The organism is Paenibacillus sp. Z3-2, from assembly GCF_054161325.1.
On sequence record NZ_CP096397.1, the window covers coordinates 778311 to 803599 of the forward strand.

22 protein-coding genes, 1 riboswitch and 1 other annotated feature are annotated in these 25289 nt (G+C 47.8%); of the genes, 11 read left to right on the forward strand and 11 right to left on the reverse strand.

Annotated elements, in window-relative coordinates; translation table 11 throughout:
* Nucleotides 1-57: 57 nt before the first annotated feature.
* Nucleotides 58-1047: a tryptophan--tRNA ligase gene (gene trpS / locus M1D71_RS03385; protein ID WP_458125248.1), complete on the reverse strand. Its 990-nt coding sequence runs from the start codon at nt 1045-1047 to the stop codon at nt 58-60.
* A 143-nt stretch (nt 1048-1190) separates the two neighbouring features.
* Nucleotides 1191-1504, reverse strand: a binding site (T-box leader).
* Nucleotides 1505-1531: 27 nt separating this feature from the next.
* Nucleotides 1532-2467, reverse strand: coding sequence for a DMT family transporter (locus M1D71_RS03390; protein WP_458125249.1), 936 nt, complete (start codon nt 2465-2467; stop codon nt 1532-1534).
* Between the two features lie 168 nt (nt 2468-2635).
* Between M1D71_RS03390 and M1D71_RS03395 the strand changes: the two genes are divergently transcribed.
* On the forward strand, nt 2636-4036 hold the full coding sequence (locus M1D71_RS03395) for an aminotransferase-like domain-containing protein (RefSeq protein WP_458125250.1): 1401 nt from the start codon (nt 2636-2638) through the stop codon (nt 4034-4036).
* An 85-nt stretch (nt 4037-4121) separates the two neighbouring features.
* On the opposite strand, the gene M1D71_RS03400 is transcribed toward M1D71_RS03395, so the two are convergent.
* Both M1D71_RS03400 and M1D71_RS03405 read right to left on the reverse strand, forming a co-directional pair.
* Nucleotides 4122-5441, reverse strand: coding sequence for a glutamate-1-semialdehyde 2,1-aminomutase (locus M1D71_RS03400; RefSeq protein ID WP_458125251.1), 1320 nt, complete (start codon nt 5439-5441; stop codon nt 4122-4124).
* Between the two features lie 132 nt (nt 5442-5573).
* On the reverse strand, nt 5574-6617 hold the full coding sequence (locus M1D71_RS03405) for an LCP family protein (RefSeq protein WP_458125252.1): 1044 nt from the start codon (nt 6615-6617) through the stop codon (nt 5574-5576).
* 215 nt (nt 6618-6832) lie between these two features.
* Here M1D71_RS03405 and M1D71_RS03410 point away from each other — a divergent pair, with 215 nt between their 5' ends.
* From M1D71_RS03410 to bcp, 4 genes are read left to right on the forward strand one after another with little or no spacing between them, the layout of a single operon-like run.
* On the forward strand, nt 6833-7879 hold the full coding sequence (locus M1D71_RS03410; protein WP_458125253.1) for an ABC transporter ATP-binding protein: 1047 nt from the start codon (nt 6833-6835) through the stop codon (nt 7877-7879).
* 1 nt (nt 7880) lies between these two features.
* Entirely contained in the window at nt 7881-8675 is a 795-nt protein-coding gene (locus M1D71_RS03415; protein ID WP_036614077.1) for an ABC transporter permease, read from the forward strand.
* Between the two features lie 5 nt (nt 8676-8680).
* Nucleotides 8681-9466, forward strand: coding sequence for an ABC transporter permease (locus tag M1D71_RS03420; protein ID WP_458125254.1), 786 nt, complete (start codon nt 8681-8683; stop codon nt 9464-9466).
* Nucleotides 9467-9511: 45 nt separating this feature from the next.
* Nucleotides 9512-9976 carry a thioredoxin-dependent thiol peroxidase gene (gene bcp / locus M1D71_RS03425; RefSeq protein ID WP_458125255.1) on the forward strand — a complete coding sequence of 155 codons (465 nt, stop codon included), beginning with the start codon at nt 9512-9514 and terminating at the stop codon, nt 9974-9976.
* A 111-nt stretch (nt 9977-10087) separates the two neighbouring features.
* Here bcp and M1D71_RS03430 read toward each other — a convergent pair whose 3' ends face one another.
* The 7 genes from M1D71_RS03430 to M1D71_RS03460 form a co-directional block, all read right to left on the reverse strand.
* Entirely contained in the window at nt 10088-10396 is a 309-nt protein-coding gene (locus tag M1D71_RS03430) for a hypothetical protein (protein WP_458125256.1), read from the reverse strand.
* Complete coding sequence (locus M1D71_RS03435) at nt 10378-11211, reverse strand: GerAB/ArcD/ProY family transporter (RefSeq protein WP_458125257.1); 834 nt, start codon at nt 11209-11211, stop codon at nt 10378-10380. Before M1D71_RS03435 ends, M1D71_RS03430 begins: the two co-directional genes overlap by 19 nt.
* A gap of 48 nt (nt 11212-11259) precedes the next feature.
* Nucleotides 11260-12384, reverse strand: a complete 1125-nt coding sequence (locus M1D71_RS03440; RefSeq protein WP_458125258.1) for a GerAB/ArcD/ProY family transporter — start codon at nt 12382-12384, stop codon at nt 11260-11262.
* Between the two features lie 21 nt (nt 12385-12405).
* Entirely contained in the window at nt 12406-12642 is a 237-nt protein-coding gene (locus tag M1D71_RS03445) for a hypothetical protein (protein WP_458125259.1), read from the reverse strand.
* A gap of 7 nt (nt 12643-12649) precedes the next feature.
* On the reverse strand, nt 12650-13852 hold the full coding sequence (locus M1D71_RS03450; protein ID WP_458125260.1) for a Ger(x)C family spore germination protein: 1203 nt from the start codon (nt 13850-13852) through the stop codon (nt 12650-12652).
* 20 nt (nt 13853-13872) lie between these two features.
* Entirely contained in the window at nt 13873-15387 is a 1515-nt protein-coding gene (locus M1D71_RS03455; protein ID WP_458125261.1) for a spore germination protein, read from the reverse strand.
* A 168-nt stretch (nt 15388-15555) separates the two neighbouring features.
* Nucleotides 15556-16200 (reverse strand): DedA family protein, encoded by a 645-nt coding sequence (locus M1D71_RS03460; protein ID WP_458125262.1) that lies wholly within the window; start codon nt 16198-16200, stop codon nt 15556-15558.
* 241 nt (nt 16201-16441) lie between these two features.
* Between M1D71_RS03460 and M1D71_RS03465 the strand changes: the two genes are divergently transcribed.
* The 6 genes from M1D71_RS03465 (at nt 16442) to M1D71_RS03490 (ending at nt 24722) form a co-directional block, all read left to right on the forward strand.
* On the forward strand, nt 16442-17743 hold the full coding sequence (locus M1D71_RS03465) for a polysaccharide deacetylase (RefSeq protein WP_458125263.1): 1302 nt from the start codon (nt 16442-16444) through the stop codon (nt 17741-17743).
* A gap of 102 nt (nt 17744-17845) precedes the next feature.
* A complete protein-coding gene (locus tag M1D71_RS03470; protein WP_458125264.1) occupies nt 17846-18835 on the forward strand; it encodes an AAA family ATPase in 990 nt (329 codons plus the stop codon).
* Nucleotides 18832-20079: a DUF58 domain-containing protein gene (locus M1D71_RS03475; RefSeq protein ID WP_458125265.1), complete on the forward strand. Its 1248-nt coding sequence runs from the start codon at nt 18832-18834 to the stop codon at nt 20077-20079. The genes M1D71_RS03470 and M1D71_RS03475 overlap by 4 nt, the downstream gene beginning before the upstream one ends.
* On the forward strand, nt 20066-22351 hold the full coding sequence (locus M1D71_RS03480) for a transglutaminase-like domain-containing protein (protein WP_458125266.1): 2286 nt from the start codon (nt 20066-20068) through the stop codon (nt 22349-22351). The genes M1D71_RS03475 and M1D71_RS03480 overlap by 14 nt, the downstream gene beginning before the upstream one ends.
* Before the next feature lie 380 nt (nt 22352-22731).
* The gene (gene guaA / locus M1D71_RS03485) at nt 22732-24270 is read left to right on the forward strand and encodes a glutamine-hydrolyzing GMP synthase (protein ID WP_458125267.1); all 1539 of its coding nucleotides are present in this window, start codon (nt 22732-22734) and stop codon (nt 24268-24270) included.
* 200 nt (nt 24271-24470) lie between these two features.
* On the forward strand, nt 24471-24722 hold the full coding sequence (locus tag M1D71_RS03490) for a hypothetical protein (RefSeq protein ID WP_458125268.1): 252 nt from the start codon (nt 24471-24473) through the stop codon (nt 24720-24722).
* Between the two features lie 403 nt (nt 24723-25125).
* A riboswitch (purine riboswitch) is annotated at nt 25126-25225 on the forward strand.
* Nucleotides 25226-25289: the final 64 nt, after the last annotated feature.

Sequence of the window (25289 nt, forward strand, 5' to 3'; positions counted from 1 at the left end):
TAGACTGTCCTCAGCAGTGTTAACGTGATTGAAGCCCTTCATACAAGCACTTAGAGCTTAAAAATACTGAATGCCCATGGCTTCTCGTAACTCCAGCATCGTTTCACGGGCAGCATTCCTTGCTTGACGGGTCCCTTCGATAAGAATCTCTTTCACTTGATCATTACGCTGTTCATAATAATTCCGTCGTTCACGAAAAGGAGCAAGCAGATCATTGATGGCTTCACCTGCCATCTGTTTACAATCTTTACATCCAATCTTCCCCTGGCTACAACTGGCATGTATTTCGTCTGCGTTCTCCTTGCGGAAAAGCTGATGATAGGCGAAAACAGGGCAGATATCCGGATGTCCTGGGTCAGATCGATGGATGCGAGCGGGATCTGTCTTGGCCTTGGTCAATTTGGCTTTTACATCCCCTGGACTTGCATTTAATGAGATCGCATTACCCATGCTTTTGCTCATTTTACCGACGCCATCCAGCCCACCAAGCCGCTCTCCGGTCAGAATACGGGGTTCAGGCAGAATGGGAGCGTATAGCTCATTGAATCGACGGACCAACTTCCGCGCTGTCTCAATATGAGGAATCTGATCTTCGCCTGCCGGAACAAGGGTTGCTTTGCAGAATGCAATATCTGCAGCCTGACTAACAGGATACCCAAGGAATCCGTAGTATAGATCCGTATATCCACGATCACGCGCTTCGCTCTTGATGGTAGGGTTATGTCGAAGTGTATTGACGGTAACAAACATTGAGAAGATCACGGTTAATTCCGCAATTTCCGGAATCATGGATTGAATGAACAGGGTAGCCTTGTTCGGATCAATGCCTACGGCTAAGTAATCTAACGTGACTTGATGTACACTATCCGCAATCAACCCAGGTTGATCATAATGGGTGGTGAGAGCCTGAACATCTGCCAGTAAAATATACGTTTTGTACTCTTCCTGCAATTGCACCCGACTGCGCAGACTGCCTACGTAATGGCCGAGATGAAGCTGTCCGGTAGTCCGATCTCCTGTCAGAATAATATCGTTGTTTTTGTTCATGGGTTATTCTCCTTTGGTTGAGTAATTTTTCAACGTTGAGCTGTCGCCACCAGCCATCTTCCACGACCATCACCTCCTTTCAGCCTGCAGGTATTCAATAAAAAAAGCTTCGTCCTTTATCCCATTCCCCGGTAGGGAACAGAATAAAGGACGAAGCTTATGCCTCGCGGTGCCACCTTCATTGGCCGCTCTGTTGCGGCCCACTTGAGGGATATGGATTAAGGCATCTACCAGAAGCGCGTTTACGAGCGCCTATGCCTATCGATATCCTGTCCATGGATAACGGCAGGACATGCCGCCTCGCCTACTGAAAGTTTGTTTTCCTGGTACAGGTTACAGACTCTGTTCAACTTGGAACTCCGAAGTCCATTCCACACATCCGATGCACCGGCTTCCACCAACCGCCGGCTCTCTGTAACATCCTGATATATGTACTTTTCTTCATCATCGTGGATGACAACAATTTACAATTTCCAGAATTATATCACGCTTTGATCCCACTGACCAGCCTATGTTTCCGGCCGCTCATATTGGTGCCAAGTACACCAGCGATGATTAGCAATGCCCCGATATAGTGGTAGCCACCAACCGGCTCATGCAGTATCCAAGCTCCGCCTACGATGGAGATAAGTGTGGACAGATTGCTGAATACGCTCATCTGGGATGCCTCCAGATGGGCTAGGGCATAGCTCGCGAGAAGGGTGGAGATCATGGTGGAGAGGATCGCGAGATAAGCGAGTGCACCGAGATAGGATACGTCTCCAAGTGGTTGGATATAGTCCATCATGGAGCCGCTGGAAGCATGTCGGATCAGGGAAACGGCGTTAAACACAATACAGCCAACCATCAGTGTGACCCATGTTAATTCTATCGGTTTATACTTCTGGGTCAGTGGTCTCGCAAGCACACCATAACCTGCAAAGCAGACCGTGGATAGCAGCAATAATGCAATGCCCTTCAGGTTGCTCACAGATACGCCGCTTCCTTGCATCATGAAAATAAAGACCACTCCAGCGACAGACAGAAGCAGGAATATCTTCTGCATGGTGGATGTGCGTTCTTTCAAGAAGATCGAAGCGAGAACGAGTGTAAATACAGGGGCCATGGCCTGAATAATTCCCGCCTCCGATGAGTTCGACGACACAAGTCCAAAGGCTTGAAAGGCAAAAAATAAGACAGGAGACAGTAGGCCCAGTGGAATGATTCGCCACAGATCACGAAAGCTAAGCCGAATCTTGATCCAACCGAATATTACAGGAATGCTGACAACGATCAGCGACAGGGCGAATCGGTGGGCAAGCACATCAATCGGATGTGCTACAGTAACGGTCATTTTAACAAATAAAAAGGAAAGGCCGATTATGGCTGCGTACAGTACAGCTGCGATATAAGCGTATCCCCGAGTGTGTGCTGTGTTCATGAATGCTCCTCCAATACAGTAGTCATACCGTTTTATCTTTGATTGTCCTGAAACATATCAGGTTCGAGGCACGTGCTGGCCTTATTTAATATACTGCCGGGTGCATCGTGCTACAATAGATAAAAGCATGAATTGTAACGGTACAATTATGGAGAAGGGGCGAGTGCAGTGAGAAAATACGAAGTAATTGCCGAAGCATTAGAGCAGTGGATTCAGGAACAAATGTTGCAGCAAGATCGTCGGCAGTGGACAGACAAGGGCATTCGACTTCCAGCCATTCGAGTTGTAGCAGAACAGTATCAATGCAGTGTAAGTACAGCGATTCGTGCATATGAGTGGCTGGAACAGCGGCATTTGGTGTATGCCATACCTCAATCCGGCTATTATGCCGTACAGAATGGGACAGGTGCTCAGGATATGGATTGGCAGGGGGCGTTGGACTTTGCTTCCGCTGCTCCCGATCCAAGGGTATTTCCTTATGCTGACTTTCGTCACTGTGTAGATCAGGCGATGGAGAAGAAGCAGGCGGAGCTGTTCATGTACGGCACAGATCAGGGATTACCTTCGCTTATTCTGCTATTACAGAAGCAGTTTGCGGATTATCAGGTATTTGCCAGATCGGAGCAGTTTTTCACCACATCAGGTGTACAACAGGCACTGGCTGTACTGGCGTTGATGCCTTTTCCCAATGGTAAGAAAAAAGTGCTGCTGGAACTACCGACCTATCACAATATGCCCTCCCTACTGAGTGGATTGAATGTGCCGATAGCAGGTGTGAGACGTGCTCTTGATGGGCTGGATTGGGCATCGCTTGAACGTCAGTTCGCTGAAGGAGATATCAAGTTTTTCTATGTCATGCCGCGGTTTCACAATCCAATAGGGACTTCATTGACTGTTGCTGAGAAGAAGAGACTGATCCGGCTTGCACAGCGGTATGATGTCTATCTGGTGGAGGATGATTATCTGGCTGATCTGGAGGACAACACGAAACAGGACCCGCTATGGTCCTATGATACAGAAGGTAGGGTGATCTATCTGAAAAGTTACTCCAAAATTCTGTTTCCAGGCCTGCGTATTGGCGTAGCTGTTCTGCCCTCACCTCTAATCCAGTCCTTCGGTGCTTATAAAAAAATGCTCGATATCGAGACTTCCGTCCTGTCTCAAGCTGCTCTGGAGATTTATGTTCACAGCGGAATGTTTGCTCATCACAGGAAAGTGATTCGTAACCGCTATGCTGCCCGGATGCACACGGTGCATGGGCAACTGGAGGCATATCCAGACTTTACTCCATTTATGAACGCCCCTCGTACAGGAGGAGAGCACACAGTGCTACCTTTGGCGGGTGATATGCCAGTTCGTGTTCTGGTGTCACGGCTCCAACAGCGCGGAGTCATCGTAGATACGACAGAACGGTATTATCCGGAGGCAACATATCAGATGCATCAGGATCAAATGCTTCGATTGAACATCTCCAATGTGCCCAAGCAGCGAATTGAAGAAGGGATGCTGAAGATCCGGGAGGAGATTTTAAAACTGCAAAGAACAACAAAAGGCGCCCACACAAGTTGATCACTTGTTGGACGCCTTTTTCGGTGAATTGCTAACCATCAACCAACCAGCTTGTACGCTAAATTGTTGATAGAATTCATTCGATTTATTCCTGAGCCATCGCCTTGAAAGAAGCTTCTGCCGCTTCCAATGTAGCTTGGACATCCTCGTCTGTATGAGCAGTTGTCAGGAACCAGGCTTCATATTTGGACGGAGCCAGATTAATGCCACGATCAAGCATGTGACGGAAGAAGGAAGCAAAACGTTCTCCGTCCGTGTCTTGGGCATGATCGTAGTTCGTAACCGGATGGTCACAGAAGTGGGTGGAGAATGCGCCGCGAATCCGGTTGATCGTCAATGCAATCCCATGACGGTCAGCTGAAGCTTGCAGACCTGCGGTCAGGTCTATAGCGAGACGTTCCATCTCTTCGTATACACCCGCACCGTGCAGGACCTCTAGACATGCGATACCAGCCGAGATGGATGCAGGGTTACCAGCCATCGTTCCTGCCTGATAAGCAGGGCCGAGCGGAGCAACCTGCTCCATAACGTGTTTGCGTCCGCCATACGCACCGATTGGTAGGCCGCCGCCGATAATTTTACCAAGAGCCGTAAGATCTGGTTCGATCTCTGCATGGTTATCGAGCCCGGCGTACGTCTGCGTAGAACCGTAATGGAAACGAAAAGCCGTAATGACTTCATCATAGATAACCAGTGAGCCGTTAGCCCGTGTCATGGCACAGAGGCCTTCCAGGAAGCCAGGTTCCGGCATAACCATACCGAAGTTACCAACGATCGGTTCAACCATGACTGCAGCAACATCGTCACCCCAGTGCTCCAGTGCAGCTTTGAGGGCATCCAGATCATTGTAAGGCACGGTAATGACTTCTTGTGCAATACTGGTTGGAATGCCTGCACTATCCGGTATACCCAGCGTGGACGGGCCAGAACCGGCAGCCACAAGTACGAGATCAGAGTGACCGTGGTAGCATCCAGCGAATTTTACGATCTTGTTGCGCTTGGTATAGGCACGAGCTACCCGAATCGTGGTCATAACCGCTTCCGTACCCGAGTTTACAAAACGTACTTTGTCCATGGAAGGGATCGCTTCCTTCAGCATTTTGGCGAGTTTGATCTCAAGTTCAGTCGGAGTACCGTACAGAACGCCATTTGCTGCTGCTTCCGTAATCGCCTGTGTAATATGCGGGTGGGCATGTCCCGTAACAATCGGTCCGTAAGCGGCCAGATAATCAATATAACGGTTGTCATCGACATCCCAGAAGTGGGCCCCTTGGGCTTTTTTCATAAATACAGGTGCACCGCCACCCACGGCTTTGAACGAGCGGGATGGACTGTTCACACCTCCTACAATATGTTCAAGTGCTTCTGCGTATAAAAGTTCGGAACGGGAACGTGATGTATTCATAAGATAACTTCCTTTCGTGATTCAAAATATAATAAAGTAACAAGCCATAGAAAGATATGATGATTTTCTCATAATGATATAGCCGGGCACAACGAGAGGGCAGCGTGATGGCTGCCCTCTGCATGTTTTACATTACTGAGCCGGTTGCTCTGACTTTTGATCGTCACCACTGGCTGTTTTGTCTTCGGTGCTGGTCGTACTATCATCCGTTGTAGCAGGTGGATGAATAATATCCTGAATATGCTGCTTCAGTTTCTCTTCATTCGTAACCGTCAATACCTGTGCTCCACCAGCTGTCCGTTCTTCTTTCAGCAGGTTCATTGGCGGGATCTGCTCACTACCGTTCATGCTGCTCTGGTAACCGAGGCCACCCAGCTTCCACATATCGGAGAGCGTCAGATTCGTATCCACGTAAGGATTAACCTGTTCCAGAATGGAAGGCAGCTTGGCAATGGTTGTTGTGGACTGCATTTTCGCCGTCACAGCTTTCAGTAATTCTCGCTGACGCTCGGAACGAGCGAAATCCGACATCGCATCATGACGGAAACGAACGTACATGAGGGCCGTTTCGCCATCCAGATGCTGATAACCTTTTTTGAGATCAATATCGTATTCATTATTGTCTGCTTTACTTGTATAATGCATGTCCTTCTCCACATCAAAATCCACGCCGCCAACGGCATCCACCAATTTGATGAATCCCTGGAAATCCGTATACACATAATACTGTACAGGAATACCAAGCAGGTCACCGGCAGCTTGCATCGCTGTGTTAGGGCCATGAGTAATCGCGGTGTTGATCCGCTCCTTACCGTAACCGTCAATATCGACGTATGTGTCGCGCAGAATGGAGAACAGATTAATTTTTTTGGTGAGTGGGTCAAGCGATACAACCATCATGCTGTCGGAGCGGGGAACTTCACCTTTATTCAATCCGCGCGCATCGACACCCATAACGAGAATATTTACCGTTTCTGTGCCTTCCCATTTTGGAGGGTCAGGAGTATTTACTTTCTCCACATTCTCGATACCTGCGAATGGTGATTCATCACCGTCTTTTGCCAAACCGTCCAACTGATTGAGAATAGAACCGAAATAATATGCCGCTGCCCCACCGATAATTAACACGAAGGCGGCAAGAGAAATCCAGATGGTTCTCTTCGTCTTTCTGGTCATGCTAGCTCTCCTTTGTATTTGAGATAAAATATAAAATAAGTCCAAAGTTGTTTCTGGTATAATCTAGCCGAAGCCTTCCGCTCACGTCTCCATCGTCATCAGGCACGGGACGCGGCTCCAGACTATTTTTAAAGCTTGCTGAATTTTGACTGATACCATTATAATTTCTTTTTGGGCTACAAGCAATTTCAACAAAATCCAAGTGAGGTATAATCATGCTGGCGATTGATGTCAAAGATTTGCGCAAGTCGTTTAGCGTCCAGAAAAGCCGAGGTGGGCTTAAGGGCGCGTTCCAGGACCTGTTTGCACGTCAATACCAGGAGGTATTGGCTGTAAATGATATTTCATTTCAGATTCCGCAAGGCGAAATATGCGGATATATTGGGGAGAACGGTGCCGGTAAATCAACAACAATCAAGATGTTGACCGGCATTTTGGTGCCTACTTCCGGGCAAATATCGGTTGGTGGATATGTTCCGTATCAGGAACGGGAGAAGTTTGTACAGAATATTGGTGTTGTTTTTGGTCAGCGCAGTCAATTGTGGTGGGATATTGGCGTTATCGAATCCTTCCATTTATTGCGCAAAGTATATCGTGTAGGAGAGACCGACTTCCGCAAACGGTTGGATGAATTGGTTGAGAGGTTGCAGCTTCAGGATCTGTTAAGCCGTCCGGTACGGAAGCTCAGTCTCGGTCAGCGCATGCGCTGTGAGTTGGTAGCAGCCTTGTTGCATAACCCGAGTATTGTTTTTCTGGACGAGCCAACCATTGGTCTGGATATTGTCGTGAAGTCGGAGATTCGGGAGTTCCTGAAAGACATGAACAAAGAGCATGGGACAACCATTTTGCTCACAACCCACGATTTACAGGACATTGAAGCGCTATGTTCCCGGGTCATTATGCTAGATGCAGGCAACATCATCTATGATGGAGGTCTGGATCATCTGAAGTCCCAGTGGGGCAAGGAACGGGAAATCCGCTTCAAGTTCGGCTCGGGTCACAACATCAGTCAGATGCAGGAGTGGACTGCTGCGTTGCCTGTGCGTTGGACAGTAGAGAACGAATTGTCTGCATCCGTATGGATTCCACTGGAACTGAATGTTTCGGATGTACTTGGACGTGTCGTTGGACAGGCCGATATTACTGATATTCAGATTATTGAGATTAACACGGATGAGATTGTGCGCAGTATTTACCAATCCGGTTCCGCCGAGCGTCCTGAGATTGTGGGAGCAGGGAAAGAAGCGGTGGGTGTATCCTGAGATGAATAGTGCATTTATTGATTTTATGCGCATCCGTTTTCTAACGATGCTGGCATACCGGGTGAATTATTACTCCGGCATTTTGATATATACGCTGAATATCGGCGTGTATTACTTTACCTGGCAAGCCATTTACGGTAGCAGTGGTGAACTTGGTGGCTTCACGGCAGCGCAGATGACCACATATATCGCCGTATCCTGGATGGCACGTGCCTTTTACTTCAACAACCTGGATCGCGAGATTGCCGCAGACATTCGTGATGGTTCGATTGCGATTCAATTCATAAGACCGATCAACTACGTTATGGTCAAAATGATGCAAGGTCTTGGCGAAGGCATTTTCCGCTTTCTGCTCCTCATGATTCCGGGGATGCTCATTGCCATTCTGCTGTTCCCGGTTGAACTGCCTACGGCACCATCAGCGTGGATTGGCTTTCTCGTCATGCTGTTCTTCAGTTTCCTCATTAATTCCCAGATTAATGTGATAACGGGACTGGCGGCATTCTTTGTGGAAAATAATGAAGGCATGATGCGCATGAAACGCGTCGTGGTCGATTTGTTCTCCGGTCTGATCATCCCGATCAGCTTATATCCAGGCTGGATGTCTGCGGTGATGAAAGTATTGCCTTTTCAGGCCATTACGTATCTGCCCGGTTCCGTGTTCACTGGAAGAGTGGAAGGTACAGCCATCTGGAGTGTGCTCGGTATTCAGGTGTTCTGGTTTGCCGTGCTGCTGCTTCCGATGGTACTGATCTGGCGTAAGGCGCGCAAGCGTCTGTTCGTGCAAGGGGGATAACAGATATGTACTATATGGGTTTGATCTGGGAATATTTGAAGAACTACATGAAAACACGACTTACGTACCGTGCCGACTTCTGGGTGGAGATCCTATCGGATCTTCTGTTTCAGGCGACCAACCTGATCTTTATTTTTGTGGTCTTCCGTCATACGGATAACCTCGGCGGCTGGAGTGAGAGCGAAGTACTCTTTGTATATGGATATTTTATGGTGCCCTATGGCATCTTTAGTTGTTTTATCAATCTGTGGGGATTCAGTGAGCGATATATCGTCAAAGGCGAGATGGATCGGATCTTGACACGCCCTGCACATAACCTGTTCCAGATCTTGCTTGAAAATGTAGACCCGCCTGCACTCGTGGGCTCCCTTATCGGCTTGATCATCATGATCTTCAGCGGAGCAGAGATGGGTCTGATGCTGGAGTGGTGGCATATTCCTGCCTTGATTATTTTGGCACTCAGCTCTGTAATGATCTATGCCGGCATCTACACCACATTAACTTCACTGTCCTTTTATTCGGACGCGCCGACAGGTATCCTGCCGTTGATGTATAACATTCAGGGGTATGGACGTTACCCGGTAACAATCTATAACCGTGCCATTCAGGTGCTGTTAACCTGGATCATTCCGTTTGCCTTTGTGGGAATCTATCCTGCAGCATTGTTTCTGGAGAGGTCCGAGATGCATCGTATGGCGCTGCTTACACCTGTAATGGGGTTGGTGTTTGGCTCCATGGGCTTACTTCTATGGAATTATGGCGTGAAGCGGTATCGCGGAGCAGGATCATAATAACGCCCTGATAATAATACAGGGGCGAGACTAGGGGGAACTGACATGACGTTAAATGTAGGCCAATTGGCACCGGATTTTGAGCTTCCGTCCAGTACGGGAGAACCGGTAAAGCTTTCAGATTACCGCGGACAGCGGATAGTGCTTTATTTTTACCCCAAGGATATGACGTCGTCCTGTACGCAACAGGCTTGTGATTTCCGGGATCGACATGCTGAATTTGAGGGACTGAACACGGTCATTCTCGGGATCAGTACAGATCCGATGAAACAGCATGATAAGTTTATTGCCAAATATGGACTGCCGTTCACTTTATTATCCGATGAAGAGCACGTCGTAGCTGAGCAATACGGTGTATGGCAGCTCAAGAAAATGTATGGCAAGGAGTACATGGGCATCGTACGCTCCACTTTCTTGATTGATGAAGAGGGGACTTTGATCAAGGATTGGTCTAAAGTTCGGGTCAAAGGACATATTGAGGCTGCACTTGAGGCTGTGAAGGCCATATAGGCTGCCAGTTAAATATTCACAAACCATTAAAAGGCTGTGCTCGCGGAAGTTGCCGTGAACACAGCCTTTTGCATATCCGCATTCCGAGTACTTCAAAAATGCTGCTTTTGCTTAAGAAAGTATGCGATCCGAGGGTGATGGTTTGCTTTTGCGTGAACGAATGCGATATACCAGCAAGAGGAACAATGGAATGATGAAGCTGACGGTGATATTCCAGTCTACCCATACAGGCATGATCGTATCCGTATAGAAAATAACATTCGGAGCAATCAGGACACCCAGGGCAAATAACAGCAGGGACGAAGGCAGAATGAGAGGCTTATACGTCTTTAATCGAAATAATTGTGCTGTTCCCAGCACAAAGGCAAATAGATACAGCAGACTTTTGAAATAGGTAGAGATCAACCAGGCGATAGCCATGAATGCTTCAATTCGTTCGAAGAAATTACCGATATTAATTTTCTGTGAAAGGGCGCGTATGAGATATAGATGCTGTGCTGCGTCAATGTAGGTCCCATCACCATAAGCGAGAGGAGCAATAGCAAGCTTAACAGTAATCCTCCAAAGAGAGTAGCGAGCAAGAAATCCCGTTTGAAATGAGGCCCGGGATTTACATAAGGGAGAAACACGGATAGAACGATAAGTTCGCCAAAAGAGGTAAACGCTCCGCGAATCATTGACTCTACAAGATGTATCCAGGGAATGTCAAAGTATGGCTGAAGATTAGCACTTTTGGCTTGAGGAAGAAGCCCCAGGAAGAGAAAAGCTATAAATACCACAACGATGGGGGCTAACAGTTCGGAGCTTAACCCTATCGTACGGAAACCATGAATTAGCCCCCAGGCAAGGGTACAAATAATCATCAGAATAATAACTCGGATAGGCGTCTTTAGATAAATCTGGGTAGTCATGAAGTCACCCACCTCACGAACACCTATGGCTGCACCTACAGCGAAATAAAATAGATAAGCAACTGAAAGTAAGGAGCCAGCCCATATTCCGAGTAATTTGTTACATATTTCAAAAAGGGACAACTGTGGATGTGTTCGATGCAGTTTATATAGAACCCACATGATACCAAGACCAATTGGCAGACCAACGAAAGAACAGAACCATGCGTCCTGTTTGCCTACTGTGGTAACAAGTGAAGGGTAGATTAGAACCATATCTCCAATCATAACCAGGAAGGTGAGCAGAGTGAATTGCCGAATTGTGAGTTTTTCCTTCATCAACATGTTCTTCTGCTCCTTCCCATGGATTGATGTCTATAGCACCCTCTAGAATTATCCTTCTGTGGTTGGCTGAGCTTGCGAATTGGATTTTCTGCGGGACTTCATTAACGCAATTAGAATCATCATACCGGGAAAAATGATACCTAGCGTGGTATCCCAATCTACCCAGTACGGAACGACTGTAATGATAATAAATGTCAAATTGGGCGCGACGAGATTGGCCATTCCGTAAACGAGCAATGTCGATGGCAGAATGAGCATTTTAAAATGCTTTAGCTTGAAGAGTTCTGCGCACCCGACTATAAAGGCGTATAAGTAAATCATTGCTTTGAAATAGGTAGAGATAAGCCATGAGCAAGCCATGATCACCTCGATTCGTTCGAAGAATCCGGCGATGCTAATCTTCTGAGAAAGATTAAAAGAAGCGTATATATTATGTTGGGTTAGAAAAGGGCCGAGCACGAGCATGGATATGGTAACCAGAACGGCAAGGATCAGATTACCAATCCCTGCTGTAATGATAATATCACGCATGCGGTGAGTGCTTCTCTCGACGTAGGGCAGGATCATCAAAATGGGGATGGTTTCACCAATTGGATAGATGATACTCACCAGAATACCCTGTGCTAGGGAGACAACGCCAATGTCCGTTACTGGCTTGAGGTTACTGGTTTCTACCTGTGGTAGCAGGCATATGGCGAGTATTACGATGAACAGTATAATGATGGGCATAAGCAATTCACTGGTTCTTGCGATCGTTTCCAAGCCATGATATACGCCCCATCCTATAGCAATAACAAATATAAGGATGATCACACGAATAGGGGTGTGCTGAAAGATCTGGGAAGTCATGAAATCCCCGACTTCCCGGGTATGTGTAGATGTACCAATCATGAAGAAGAACAAGTAGAAACAGGACAACAGGGTGCCTGGCCAAAAACCCAAAATACTTCGGGAAATCTGTACCAGATTTTCCCCTTGATGCATACTGCCCAATTTCATAATCATAGCCATGAGAGCCATACCGATTGGAACGCCAATAAGAGCACAGATCCAGGCATCTTGCTTGGCATAGGACGTGATAACGGAAGGGTAGATCAGCATCATATCTCCAACCACCAACATAAATGTAAGGGTGGATAATTGTCTTGTTCCGATCCTTCCCTTTTCAAGCATGATATGCCCCTCCCTTATCTCCTAGGTTCCAGTCAGTCGTGCTAATATATGGTTCACTGGGTCGTAGATCCACATGATGATATAGAGTGGACTAGGGAACTCCCATAGATTGGAAGCTATAACGCCGAACCCCGTTGCGGTGAGAAGCATTCCACTGTATACGGCCGTTTCTCGCCACTCTTTCCGGTGAATGAGACCTGGAAGATCGATCCAGCCTATGATAGCTGCTACGACGATAACTGCAAGTGTAATCAGCACGCTTCTCTCACTCCTTCATTTCATTTCTGAATGAATCATCCAGTGTACCTACACGTTTTATTTGCACATTGGCTTTGTATTTGATATTCAGTTCTTCAAAATGCTTGTCCCACTCATTTTCTATCTTCTTGAAGAACTTGGGATCTGCATGGTACACTTCCTGTCCAAAACCAAATATATCGACATTGAATTTGCGTTTTACTGAATTGACAGAGTTCTGCATCAGTTCAATTAACCGTTCTTCACTATCGGCTTCAAGTTCTTTGAGAACTTCCATCGAACCAATCTTGATTCCACATTCAACTGCACCGATGGATGAGACATTCTTGAGATCAATGTGGATTACAGGTTTACCATTTACGATTTCCGCTTTTCTTTTTGTTGTTGTGCGTAGTTCCTTAAACGTCACGTTGCCCTTCTTGCGACAAGGCATATGGCTGACCGTTGATACTACATTGTCACGGATATAGTTGTAGCCTTTGGATTCATCCTCCGTTAACCAGCCGATCAGCTTGTCTTTCTTGAATACACTCAGTCCCGTCATGTTGAGGCGAGCTGGCGACCGGATGGTCGATATATTCTCTTTATTCCCACTTTGGACTTTGGGACCGAGGATCTCTACCCCCATAATGACGGGTTGGATGCCAGGTGATATCATGAACTCCAGTAATTCATCCCCGGTTACCGTGGTAGTGGGAGACCAGATCTTGGAAGATATATCGAGAGAGTTAAACATTTTTTCAGCTGGAGTATTATCTAAAGGGGTAAGTACGTCAAGCAGCTGTGAAGCAGTAGTATTTTTGGCAACTAAGACGTAATAATCAGGTCTTGCTGTAGGTTCGCGCATTAACGCCTCAATAACATCATATATTCCGTCCTTGCGTGCATATTCTTCGCCAAATACCAGAACCCGGATATGTGCAAGGAAGATTTTGCGCGGGCTGGTTTCCGTTAATTTCTGAATGGCTTCGAACAAGGTTGTAGCGGATGCTTCGTACTGTGTAACGGGTGTGCCTTTCCCTCCCCCGGCCTTGGAAGATACTTCATTTGGAACAACGACCTGAGCACTGACTTTGATCATATCTCCATCTTTGTCCACACCGAGACCAAGCATAATGCCAAGTCCATTCAGTTCCTGGCGATCCCAGCATCCGGTAAGGAGAGGAAGCAGAATGGCACAATATAATATTAAGCGTAAGCATCTATTCATGGTGTGCGCTCCTTACCGAATTACCGCTTCGTTTTTTTAGTGGACTGTCTAACTTCATTTGTTGTGCTGGTAGAGAGCGGCCGAGTTTTCATGTGGGACCAGGGTACACGAAAGATCGTGTCTTTGAGGTCTTTCTGAATAAAGGGTGCTAAAGGAGACATATACGGTACCCCGAAAGAACGTAAGCTGCAAAGGTGGGTTACAGTAATTAACAGCACAATCAGGATGCCATAGAATCCGAAGGCAGCGGCCAAGATCATCAGAACGAACCGTAACATGCGTACCGAGATAGAGAGCCCATTTTCCGGAATAACATAACTGGATATCGCAGTGATGGATACGATAATGACCATTGCAGCGGATACAACCCCAGCATCTACCGCGGCTTGACCAATAACAAGCGTACCCACAATGGACACAGCCTGACCGACCGTCTTCGGTATCCGAATGCCGGCTTCTCGCAGAATCTCATAAGTTAGCTCCATCAGTAGGGCTTCAATAAAAGCGGGGAAAGGTACGCCTTCTCGCTGAGCCGCCAAACTGATTAGAAGGTTGGTAGGAAGCATCTCCTGATGGAAAGTAGTAATGGCAATATAAAAGGAGGGAGAGAGCAAGGCGATAAAAAAGGCCAGATATCGGATCAATCGGATCAGTGTACTGATATCAGCTCGCTGATAATAATCCTCAGGTGACTGAAAGAAATGAACAAACAAGGCGGGAACAACTAAAACAAAGGGTGTCCCGTCGACAATGATTGCAACCCGGCCTTCCAGCAGTGCTGCGGACACGGTATCGGGTCGTTCGCTATTATATACTGTTGGGAAAATGGTCCCTGTCTTATCCTGAACCAGCTCTTCAATGTATCCTCCCTCGAGAATGCTATCGATTTCAATCTCATCCAGTCTTCGCCTTAGTTCCTGCACAATCTCCTGATCCACGACATGTTCCAGATAGAGCACAGCAACTCGGGTCTTGGTAACTCGACCGATCTCTCTTTCTTCGATCCAGAGATGTGAATCTCGGATTCGTTTTCGAATTAATGAAGTGTTGGTACGCAGATTCTCATTAAAGCCTTCCATCGGACCCCGAACGACAGTCTGGGAGACTGGTTCCCCGATGGACCGGTCTTCCCAACCGGCTGCACCGATTTTCAGCCCTCGTACAGAACCTTCAAGCAGAAGTACGGCTGATCCCGACAGCAGGGCATTCAGCACTTCATCCATATCATTGACGAGCAGGACATCACTTGCGATCAGAACATCATTTTGGAGGTAACTCAGATGTTCATCATCCGCTGAAAAATCAGGAAGATCACGTTTATGTAATAAGGATTCCATGATGGAGTGATTCAGAATTTTTACATCCACCATTCCATCGATGTACAGCATGACAGCAGGCCATTTATGCAAACATTGCAGAGGACGAATCATTAAGTCATTGCTGTGTCCCATCACTTGCTTGCAGTACGTTGTATTTTCATTCAGATTTGGAGAGATTTTCTTCAGATCTTGGCCGTCCTGTACCGATGCACTCATCATGTATCCTCCTTATATATCCTATATTTGCAAGTTAGTATGACCTGGATGAATTCGGATTATCACAAAAAGAATGAAAGGTTCTCCCTCCGTTTGGATAACACCAAAAAGGAGCCGCGATGACATGCGGCTCCTTACTTGAAATTATAGATAGACGTTCATTCGAATTTACTTTTGTCTTTGTCGAACAGGGGCAGGCTTGGATACGGATCTTGCTGCCCATGCTTTGCGGTAACGGTAGAGCACAGCCACGATGAGTAATAGGCCTATTCCTCCCACGATATATGCAGCATATTGATGAGCCAGATGGAATACGGCATTCCACTGGGGGCCAAATATTTTACCAATGCCCAGAAATAGCACAACCCAGAAGAGCGCGCCTGAATAGGCGTAGAGGGCGAATTTGCGAAAAGGAACCGCGGCTATGCCCGCGAAATATCCAGTGAAATGCCTTACCCCCGGAATGAAATAACCGATGAAGATCAAGGCATTCCCATACTTGCCAAACCACTTTTGTGTTTTATCGAGCTTGTCCTGCTTCAACAGAAACCATTTTCCGTACCGAGTGATGAAGGGCAGACCTGCTTTGGCTCCAATAAAATAAGTAATTGTCATGCCAATCGTCGTTCCCAGAAAAGCCAGTATGGTGAGGATTCCGAAATCGAGATGTCCTTTGTAGGAGAGAAATCCGGCGTAAGCCATCGTCGTTTCACCCGGAAAGGGGAGTGCGATGAATTCAAGCAACAAGCCAAAAAACAATACGCTGTATCCGTAGGACCCAAACAAATGTTGGATCTTCTCAAGCAATTCCAATAGATTTCACTCTCCTGAAAACGGGGTGGGAGCATAATTCCTCTCCATAGTGTTTTGAATACGTTCTGCCTGTCCATTATGCTACCTAATCCGAAGCGAAGAATCAATCATGCTACATAGCAAATTGTGAAAAAATATTAAACAAAATCGCGTCTTTTTTCGATGAAGCCTCCATATAATTCTAACAAATCTGCTGAAGTCTATCAGCAAATTACTAGAGACGGTGGAGGTCGATTCGTAAATGGTACAGAGACCGGAATTCAGAATCAAGGAAAAAGGGGAAGTCTCCGTAACATCCATACATACGTTTTTATCTGGACAATGGTCTGGCATTCTCCTGCGAATTGCGATCTTGCTATGTGCATTTGCTGCCTATGCAGGCGTAGCTTACGCGTCTTCTGCTTCCGGCTCGGATGAGCCTATCTCCGCAGAAAAGAATGCCCAAGACAAGGTAGTCTATCTGAGTTTTGACGACGGACCGGGTAACCATACCCGTGACGTATTGGATATTTTACGCAAGGAGCAAGTTCCGGCTACATTTTTTGTGCTGGGTGAACAGGCAGAACGTTATCCCGAGTTAATTCGGGCGCTTGTGGAGGACGGACATGCTTTGGGCAATCATACGTTCAATCATCAATACGAACAGCTGTATCGTGATTTCAAAGTGTTCTGGAAGCAGATTAAGCAGACAGAGGAAGTGCTGGAGCGTATAACTGGCTTCCGCCCGAATCTGGTGCGAGCACCAGGAGGAACCTACGGACATTTTGACCAAAGCTATTTTGATTTGCTGCAATTGGGCGGATACACGGTCATGGACTGGAACGTCGACAGCGGGGATTCCAAGCGCAAAGGTGTTCCGGCAAAAGAAATCCTTAAAAATTCGACCAAAGTTCCTGCGGGAGCACGTTCTGTCATTGTGCTTATGCATGATGGAGGTGCGCATGCTGAAACGGTGAAAGCACTCCCGGGTATCATCAAGTATTATCGTGATCACGGATATCGTTTTGACATCATGAAGAGTTCGGATCAGCCGGTTCAATTCCGTGTACATCCAGATGATAAGTATAAAGGGCGCAAGGTGCCAGGAAAAGCCTGGATTGCAGAGCATGTAGAAGCGAATGCAACGTTGTGGCTCGGGAGCAAGAAGCTGAAGGTAGAGGTGGGATTGGCTGCGGCTACCCTACAGTCGGGCGAATTCCGCATGGAGGATCAACGAATCATGGTGCCTTTGCGTACCTTTATGAAAAAATTCGGGGGCAGCACTCGCTGGGACCCTGAATCAAAGACAGCTACAGCTGTGTGGAAGGAAAGAACGATTCATGCAGACGTTGTGAGCGGAACACTAACAACGAAAGGGTTAAGTGAACCGGGAGCAGTACAGAGTCAAGGGGGGACCACCTGGGTTCCGTTACGTGAATTACTAGAGCAGATGGGATTAAGGGTGCATGGATTAAACAGCAATGAAACAGAGTGGACTGTGAAAGCAGGCCCATCGATATCTATTTCGGCGATGAACAGCATATTTATGTATAAAATGATCTAAAGAAAGTCATTCTTGCAGGACTATTCTCTCTACTTCCGGGCAACACTGAATCATAGATTACTATGCTCAAAAATGCTGATGAACGGAAGGAGATCAGGAGAAATGTCTTATATTCGAATGGAACATGAACATGCGGTCGAATTGCTAAACAGGGTCATGAAGCGAGTAGAAAGTGTGATTATCGGTAAAAAACAAGAGATTCGTTATGTCCTCACTGCAATGCTCAGTGGAGGTCATATATTACTGGAAGATGTGCCGGGTACGGGGAAAACGATGCTGGTTCGTGCTGTTGCTTCTGCACTGGATTGCTCCATGGGCCGGATTCAGTTCACGTCCGATGTGATGCCAGCAGACGTTACGGGTACTTCGATCTATCAACCGCATACAGCTGAATTCAAGTTTCGGCCCGGACCTGTCATGTCCAACATCGTCCTGGCCGATGAAATAAATCGCGCTTCACCCCGCACTCAGTCTGCCCTTCTGGAGGCAATGGAGGAACGACGTATTACGGTCGATGGCACAACCTACGCCTTGCCACGCCCTTTCTTTCTGCTGGCGACACAGAATCCGTTACAATTCGGGGGTACGTACCGTCTGCCTGAGGCACAACTGGATCGATTTATCATGAGGATTGGACTGGGGTATCCAGATCCAGAGCAGGAACTGGAATTGTTAACCCGCATGCAAAGCAGGGAAGTACTCGAAGAACTTCGCCCTGTCCTGCTTGCTGAAGAGGTCGTAGCCATGCAGCGTGAAGTCAAACAGGTACATGTTGATCCTGTCGTCAAACAGTATCTGGTGGCAGTTGCTGTGGCATCTCGCAGCCTTCCGGCAGTAAGGCTGGGTATCAGTCCGCGCGGAACACTGGCCTGGATGGCAGCCGCGCAGTCATTTGCCTACCTTCAGGGACGCAGTTATGTCATACCGGATGATGTGAAAGAGGTGGCAGTGCCTGTCCTTTCTCATCGTATTCAATTGAAGGCCCAGAACAGAGCGGAGATTTGGGGGCAAGTACAAGTCATTGAAGAAGCATTATCATCTGTCCCGGTACCTGTACAAATGGCATCACAGGGAAGGGGACGGAGGCAATGACTGCACTGGGACAACGGATTTTGAGTGCTGTCTTGGTGGTGGCCTTCGCTTCTTTGTATCAGTGGCATGGAGGCAGAGCAGCGTTGTTCCTATCCATTATGGCTTTCTTGATGTTCACGGGAGGTCTGCTTCTCCATTGGTTCAGACCACGCCAAATTAACATTCGTCGAAAGATGCACACGAACCGGATTGAGGCGGGCGAGGGAATACAGGTAGTGGTGGAGTTGAAATTCAAGTGCCGAGTTCCATTGTTATGGATCATCCTGTGTGAGAACACACCTGCTGGTGTACATCGCAAATTGATTTTTCCGGGAATACGGCGTCAATTCACCTATCAATATGAATGTTCCGGTTTACGCAGAGGGGTCTACAGCTGGGATACGGGCAGATTGTACTGGGGTGATATGTTTGGCTGGAATACGCTCTCCGCAGAGACCGCAGGTGATACACCCCTAATTGTTGTTCCTCAAGCAACGGCTTTAGGGAATGGTGAGTCTTTAGGATTCGCTGCGATGATGGAAGGGGCTCTGTCTGAGCGAAGAACCAGCCAAGGTAACCGTAGCCCTGAGTTTCGTGAATATCAGCAGGGGGACCCACTTGGACGTGTCCATTGGAAAAGTACAGCCAAAACGGGAAGACTTCAGACCTTTTTGCCGGACACCTCTGATTTAGCTTCGCTAGGCATTCTTGTCTATGAAGGGGCTTCGGGTTATAACGTGAAACCGACCGAGATCATGGATACCCCTGCCTTTGAACGTGTGGTTCGTGCGGCTGCCCGCTGGATTCATACCGCAGAACGGGATGAAATTCCTTATCATCTCTGGATGGAAGGCGGCGATAAGAGCTATGATGCACAGGATCAATGGCAACAGGGACCATTGCATGCAGAAAGCCATGGCCTGGACAAGCTCGCGGGAGCACGGATATCCAAGGTACCATCTGTCCCTGTTTCGCTCCGCACGGAGATGCTGGATAGATTGGCGAATGGGTCACGGATTATAGTTCTCACAGGTAAAATGGATCAGGTTCTGGCCGATTGGATCCTGTCTGCAATCGGATCGGGTTATAGTGTAGAGGTGCAACTGACTGAGGCGACCCAGTTAGGATCAACGGATAGATCGATGAATGGATTGGGATATGATAGGTTGGAGCAGCTTCGTCACAGCGGGGTGCCGATTCATTCGGTTACAGATAGCGCGTTATCCTCAATGGGAAAGGCGGAGGTAACGGATGTGGGAGCGTAATGGTAACCAGCAACCGAATTCCACCGTGGTGGACACGAAGGATGAGGGATATGTAATAGTACCTGTCCTGTACAAAATCTTTATCTCATTCATTTTACTCATACTGTCTCTGGAATGGATATATCCTGTTACATCATCAGATCAGCAGGGCAGTGAACGGTTCTTGTCTGTGATGGCTGGATTAACGGGAGCTCTGTTGCTGGCGGGGGTGATTCGTACAGGTTGGATCATGGGAGTACTGATCCGATTATTCATTGCTCTTGCTGCACTATGTCTGATGTACGGAGGGAGTGATCCTGTCGGATGGGCGGCCGCTTATCTGGGAATACTTTCAGCGGACATGGACACTTTTATAAACAACTGGAGATTTCACGCCATGAGCACAGAAACGAGAGGTTTGCTCATGATGTGCGGCTGGAGCATGCTCATGGCTTCGGTACAATCCCTTGTATTGCACCGTCGAAGCGTTATGCTGTTTGGCAGTGCAACGCTGCTCTATCTGCTTCTGCTTGAATCCTTTGCGGGTCTGGATGTGTATGCTTCAGTGATACGTTCTGTATTATGGATTCTTCTTATTCAGGCCCTGCTTCAGTTACTCCGCCTTAACGGAGGAGTCACTACTCCGAGTTATCGAGGAAGTCCCTATGGTCGTTGGAGCGCAGTAACTATCGTTGCTTCCGCAGGTATGGTGCTATTCTCATCGTTACCTGGCCAGTTTGCTTCCATTCCTCAACCGGAACGCATATCCTTGGAGCAGATTGGTGAACGCTTAGCTCGCTGGGCGGGTTATACACAGCACAGTAGTATCCCTGCTGCAACGGCAGTCACAGGATATAGCACAGCGGATGCGCCGATGGGAGCACCGTTGGTACAGGGGAACTCCATTTTTTTTATAGCGAAGAGTCCGGAAGTGACGTATTGGCGAGGGGAGACCCGTTCATATTATAACGGTAGTACTTGGAGTGATCCTGGTCAAAGCTTCGAAACGGCGAGTTCATCCGGGTTGCTGCGAACAGATGGATGGGAGAATCCAACCTATTGGAGTCGCATTCGCCAAACCGTTACGATGCAGCGTGAGTGGAAAGGACCGAATCCACTCTTTACCGGGGGCATACCGGTCAACGTATCGTTCCAGGATAAGAACAAGGATAACCAGGAAAACATGCTTTCTTTGCTGTCTAATCGCGATTCGGCAACATTGTGGCTCGCAGGCTCTGGAAGCGATAAGGTGGTTAAAAATTATTCGGCAGACGTCATGATTCCTGTGGCATCCCCGGAACAGTTACGTCTGCTTGGGGAAACGAATAAAGGGAAAGATCCGGCAGCCATTCGAAGGACATATCTGCAATTGCCCACGACACTTCCCGATCGGGTGCAGACTCTTGCCAAGGAAATCATTCAAGGCAGTGAGACCCGTTATGATGCTGTACAAGCTGTGAAAACTTACCTGGCTGATCATGCCGAATACACGTTGGATACCCGTATGCCGCCGCGCGGAACAGATTTTGTGGACGATTTTCTATTCGTCACACGGCAGGGGTATTGCAATCATTTCTCCACAGCCATGATTGTGTTGCTGCGTGCAGAAGGAATCCCCGCACGCTGGGTTAAAGGTTTTGGTCCTGGAGTTGCTGACCCGGATGTACCCGGTCAGTATATGATTTCCCAGGGAGATGCACATTCCTGGGTAGAGGTGTATTTTCCCGGTGCAGGCTGGATGCCGTTTGAGGCCACGCCGGGCTTCACCATGGCGCAAGGCGTGGGCGATTATGTCGCAGCACTCGCCGGGGCGCAGCCTGTTGCGGAGACTCCGCCGTATATAAGCGGCGGAGTGGCTTACGCGGGCGCGTGGCTGCTCGCCCGCGCACGGGCCATTGCCACGGAGCCATGGCTCGCGGCAGCCCTTGTGGCAGCGGCTCTGCTGGTCGCCGCTGCTCTGGTTCGCATGCGGCGGCTACGCCCCGCGCTGCGGATCAGGCTGCTGCTGGCGTGGCCACGCAGCAGCTTTCCGGACCGCGAGCGGCTACTGCGTGCAGCCGCTCCGGTCTGGGCCGCGCTCGCGCGCCGGTACGGTCCGCGGCCACAGGGCATGACGCTGCGTGAATATGCAGCGTCACCGGCTCTGGCCGCAGGCGCGGACGGCGCGGACATCGCGCGGTTTGCAGCCGACTGGGAACGGCTGCTGTACGGGCCAGACCGTCCGCTTCGCGCCGACAGTCTGGACTTCCTGCGCCGTGCACTTCGTCTGGCTCAGCGGTTGCAGGCGTTGTAACTCAAGGGTGTTACAACGTTACACCAAAGATGCGAAGCACCTGCGGTACCAAACGCTATCGCTTTCCAATAGAGCTTGGCTATTTGTGGGCAGATGAAGATCACCATTGGCTGGCGCACTGTTTTTAAATGCAGCGTTTAGTTTATCGTTGTAGGCCATACATAAGACGCCTTTCTCGCTATGCTGAGAACGAGGCGTCTTTCCACGATCATACACTTGAACCATCATCTTGCTGCCAAGCTTTCTATTCGAAATCTCATAATCGAAGGTATTCGGTATCCCTTGTTTTGAAATGTCGAAAAAAGGAGTTTCGCCTTTCCTTGACGGTATGTTTTGTCGTTGCGTATAATTAGTTTCATTGAATTGAGGGAGGCACGGTAATGAATAAGCCAAATGAAATAGTGGTTGTCCTTGACTTCGGGGGCCAATACAACCAGTTAATCGCCAGAAGAATTCGGGATCTCGGCGTATACAGCGAGCTTTTGCCGTATAACACACCGGCAGAGAAGATCGCAGAAATGTCACCACGAGGAATCATTTTCTCTGGCGGACCATCCAGTGTGTATGCAGAAAATGCACCGCATGTGGACCCGGCTATCTATGATCTTGGACTTCCCATCTTCGGAATCTGTTACGGGATGCAACTTATGGCCCAACAGCTTGAAGGTAAAGTAGAACGTTCCGAGAAGCGTGAATATGGTAAAGCCGACATCGAGTTCGCAGCAGGTGCTGCTCTCGCACAAGGTATCGACGGTGAGCACACGGTATGGATGAGTCACGGTGACCACGTGGTTACACTTCCTCCGGGTTTCAAGCTGGATGCAGGCACGGAAAGTGCGCCAATCGCTGCAATGAGTAACGAAGAGCGCAAATTGTATGCTGTTCAGTTCCACCCGGAAGTACGTCACTCTGTTCGTGGTAACGATATGATTCGTAACTTCCTGTTCGAAATCTGTGGTTGCGAAGGCAACTGGAGTATGGAGACATTCATTGATGATACGATCAAAGATATTCGTGAAAAAGTGGGCGACGGTAAAGTACTGTGTGCACTGAGTGGTGGCGTGGATTCTTCTGTTGTTGCTGCGCTGCTTCACAAAGCCATTGGTGACCAACTGACATGTATGTTTATCGACCATGGTCTGCTGCGCAAAGGCGAAGCAGAAAGCGTAATGGAGACGTTTGTCGGCAAATTCGACATGAAAGTGGTTAAAATCGATGCGCAGGAGCGCTTCCTGTCCAAACTGGCAGGCGTAGATGATCCGGAACAAAAACGTAAAATCATCGGTAACGAGTTTATTTACGTATTTGACGAAGAATCCAAGCAGTTTGATGATTTCGAATTCTTGGCACAAGGTACACTGTACACGGATATCGTGGAAAGTGGCACAGCGACTGCGCAGACCATCAAATCCCACCACAATGTGGGCGGCTTGCCTGAGGACATGAACTTCAAACTGATCGAGCCACTCAGTGCCTTGTTCAAGGACGAAGTGCGTAAAGTCGGCGAAGAGTGCGGTCTGCCTGAAGCTATCGTATGGCGTCAGCCGTTCCCAGGTCCGGGTCTTGCGATTCGTGTACTTGGCGAAGTAACCGAGGACAAGCTCAAAATCGTTCGTGATTCGGATTACATCCTGCGTGAAGAAATTATTAAAGCCGGCCTTGATCGCGAGATCTGGCAATACTTCACAGCTCTTCCGAACATGAAGAGTGTGGGCGTTATGGGTGATGCGCGTACGTATTCCTACACTGTAGGTATCCGTGCTGTAACGTCCATCGACGGTATGACTGCTGACTGGGCACGTATCCCTTGGGATGTGCTGGAGAAAATCTCCGTACGGATCGTTAACGAAGTCGATAATGTAAACCGTATCGTCTATGACGTAACATCCAAACCACCTGCAACGATCGAGTGGGAGTAGGATATACACCCGTAAGAATATTTTGAAAAAAGCTCTCTTTTATCTGCGGCATTTCGCAAATAGAAGGGAGTTTTTTTATGACAGGGTTCTGTTTAAAATTTCATCCCATTTTAAAGTTCACTTCATGATCCTTTCAGGTCGGGCCTGTACAATAAGTACATACTAAGAGCTATATGGCTACTGAAGGGAGAATTGAATGTATGCGTAAAACCGACTATATGAGCAAATGGAAGATGGGCATTGGAAGTGCGTTTCTGATGGTGATGCTGGCAGGATACGGTTCAGAAATGCAAGACTTGGCCTCCGGTTCGGGAGAATTTCCATTTGTGAACTTAGAGGCAGCGGATGCTTCTTCCGATCAGACTAGAAACCAGGAGTTATCCTCTGACTTAACAACGAACACAGATCTGGAACAACAAGAGATAGAGAATGCTCAGAACACAGAGATATAATTGACATAGGACTGATCCAGTGAAAATGAGAACTGGAACATGTCGCAAAGTGCTCCATATACCTAATGAGTATACGCCTTCGGAATACGAGACATCGTTATTCCTATATCATCATTCACTGATTGCTAAAACGCATCAGACACATAAGCTACCCTGATCAGAGTGCTTCATAGCCTTTGATCAGAGTAGCTTTTCTATATTAATCTACAGAAATCCCATCCTGACATAATGAACATAGGCTGTGGGAAATCTGCCGAGTATAGCATATTTAATTGGATAGTAAACCGCTGAACTGGTTCCTTTTGTTAAATAATACGAACGATATGTGAGGTCAACGAGATTAACATTCGTTTTTCTCATTGACAAAACAGATACTCCCCTCCTAAAATAGTGATGGGAAACAAACAAATAGCGCATACTAATTCGTATAATCCCGGGAATTGGCCCGGGAGTCTCTACGAGATCACCCTAATGATCTGGCTACGAAGAGGAGAAGGCTGAGCACAGGAATTCTACATGATTGCGGGGACATCACGCACATTAGAATTTTTTTTGTTCTTAGTAAAG